This window comes from Microbacterium umsixpiens, from assembly GCF_053543675.1.
Window position 1 is genome coordinate 42,408 of record NZ_JBLVOH010000014.1, and the last position, 2,219, is coordinate 44,626.

General features: G+C 66.8%; 3 protein-coding genes. 2 read left to right on the forward strand and 1 reads right to left on the reverse strand.

All coding sequences use genetic code 11. The features are described 5' to 3' along the window. Positions 1 to 484: type II toxin-antitoxin system PemK/MazF family toxin (locus ACNPM4_RS01335; protein WP_448984434.1), on the forward strand; the 484-nt coding region annotated here is incomplete at its 5' end. On the opposite strand, the gene ACNPM4_RS01340 is transcribed toward ACNPM4_RS01335, so the two are convergent. Beyond that, positions 450 to 1,607, reverse strand: a complete 1,158-nt coding sequence (locus ACNPM4_RS01340; protein WP_029263285.1) for an N-acetyltransferase DgcN family protein — start codon at positions 1,605 to 1,607, stop codon at positions 450 to 452. The genes ACNPM4_RS01335 and ACNPM4_RS01340 overlap by 35 nt on opposite strands. Before the next feature lie 272 nt (positions 1,608 to 1,879). Between ACNPM4_RS01340 and ACNPM4_RS01345 the strand changes: the two genes are divergently transcribed. Further along, positions 1,880 to 2,219 (forward strand): SPW repeat domain-containing protein (locus ACNPM4_RS01345; protein WP_448984435.1); only part of this gene is annotated, 340 nt, incomplete at its 3' end.

A 2,219-nucleotide genomic window follows, 5' to 3' on the forward strand; every position in this document is an offset into this window, starting at 1 on the left:
GGACGCGCGTCTGCGCACAGCGCAGGAGCGAACCGGCGCCGCGACCTCGTCGGGGCCGGCGCAGGAGCGTGGCACCGCGACCGTGCGCATCGATCCCAGCCGGATCCGCGACCTCCAGGTCGCGTATTCACCCCAGCGGGACGGAGCTCCGGATGCGGGCGAGATCGTCTGGACCTGGGTCCCGTACGAGGAGAACGACGGACGCGGCAAAGATCGCCCCGTTCTCGTGATCGGACGCGAATCGGCGGACCGCGTGTATGCCGTGCGCATGACGAGCAAGCCGCATGACCGCGATCGCGACTACCTGTCGATCGGCACGGGGGCGTGGGATTCGCAGGGGCGTGAGTCGTGGGTCGACGTGGAGCAGTTGTACAGCGTGCACGAGCGAGGACTGCGGCGGGAGGCCGCCGTCCTCGACAGGCGCCGTTACGACCGGGTCGGAGCCGCTCTCACGCGGCTGTACGGGTGGTCTGTCGCGGGGTGAGAGCGGGGAATGCCTGGAGGACCATCTCGACGAGCTCGGACAGCGGTCGAGTCAGGGGGTCTGTCGCAGGGAGGCCCGTGTCGAGCTCGATCTCGTCGATCGCTCCGGCCAGCTGATCCGCGGAGAGGTTCTCGTGGTTCACGGTCACCCCGATCACGCGGGTGTCGGCGAAGGCCTCGATCAGAGCGATCTCGCTCGTGACGGTCGGCATCGCGACCATCGGGAAGTCGCCCAGGACCGTGCGACCAGGTGCATGCTGCACGATCACTGCCTCGGGCTGGCTGCCGCGGAGGATGTGCGCCGAAGTGATGTAGGCCGGGTGGCTGAGCGCGCCCTGGCCTTCGACGATGATCACGTCGGGGTGCTCGCCCTCGTACGCGGCGACCACCTGATTCTCGACCTCGCCCGAGCAGAACTGCGGGACGAGTGCGTCGAGCGCGACGCCGTAGCGACCGCCCTGGATGATCGTGGTCTGTCCGGTGCCGACCATGACGGCATGGATGCCGCGCTCATTGAGCGCACGGACGAGGATCGTGGCCGTCGTGCGCTTGCCGATCGCACCGTCGGTGCCGAGGATCGTGATGCGTGGGCAGGTCACATCGAAGATGCGGCCGGAGAAGAGGTGGAGGTCCTTCTTCTCCTTCGGCCGACGGATGTCGGTGATGGTCACCCCCGCGAGCAGGGCGGCCGCCACGAACTCCGCATCGTCCGTGAGGAACTCGTGCAGACCGTTGATGATATGCATGCCGCGGGCGATGCCGTCCAGCAGAACCGTGCGCTGGTCGGCTGAGAGCAATCCGTCGGCCGGAGCGACTCCACAGATCAGGTAGTCGGGGACGTGACCGGCGTGCGCGATCGCCGTGGGCAGCCCGCCGAGGATCGGGATGCCGTTCGCGGTGCCGTCCAACAGCATCCCGGCGTCCGCACCGGCATGTGTGCTGTCGATGACGCTGAGGATCTCGTACTTCTCGGAGTGACGGACCAGGCCGTTCGCGGTCTTGCCGTCCTGCTCGCCGAACTGGCCTTCGCAGTACACGATCGCCGTGGTGCCGACGGGGAGAGCGGCAGGCTCCGCCCACGCGTGCGCAGGGTCGATGGAAGAGGGAACTGACGGGGTGGGCATGACGCTCCTCGGTCTCACACAGAGGAGGCGACGGAGAACGAAATGACCCAGAAGGCCCGTTGGTCGACGAGAAGTCTTCCCTGATGCCGGCAAGATACCGGCACGCTCACCGTAGCAGTGCTCGCTGGGACCGGGCCGTGTATACGAAGGCACCTATCCCCGGCTCGCGAACAGGCGGGATCGGCTCGCACCGCGAGGTGATGCAATCCGATCCCTCACGGGCTTCGAACCAGTGATGAGTCGCATCCAGCGGCGACATACAAGGAGGAATCATGCGTTTCATCCCCACCAAGGTCCACGGAGCCCTCGACTACATCGTCGGCATCGCGCTGATCGCCGCGCCCTGGCTGTTCGGCTTCGCGAGCATGGGCGGAGCGGCGGTCATCATCCCCATCGTCCTCGGCGTCGGGCTGATCGTGTACAGCCTGTTCACGAAGTACGAATGGGGTCCCTTCGGCGTCATCCCGATGCCGGTCCACCTCGTGTTCGACATCGTCGCCAGCCTGTTCCTGGCCCTTTCTCCGTGGATCTTCGGTTTCGCGGGCGAGGCGCTCAATGTCTGGCTCCCGCACGTCGTCGTGGGTGCCGCCGTGATCGTCGTCGTGATCTTCT

Bases quoted from the DNA above. Each gene is read 5' to 3' on its own strand.
- ACNPM4_RS01340 (WP_029263285.1), bottom strand. From the start codon at position 1,607: ATGCCCACCCCGTCAGTTCCCTCTTCCATCGACCCTGCGCACGCGTGG.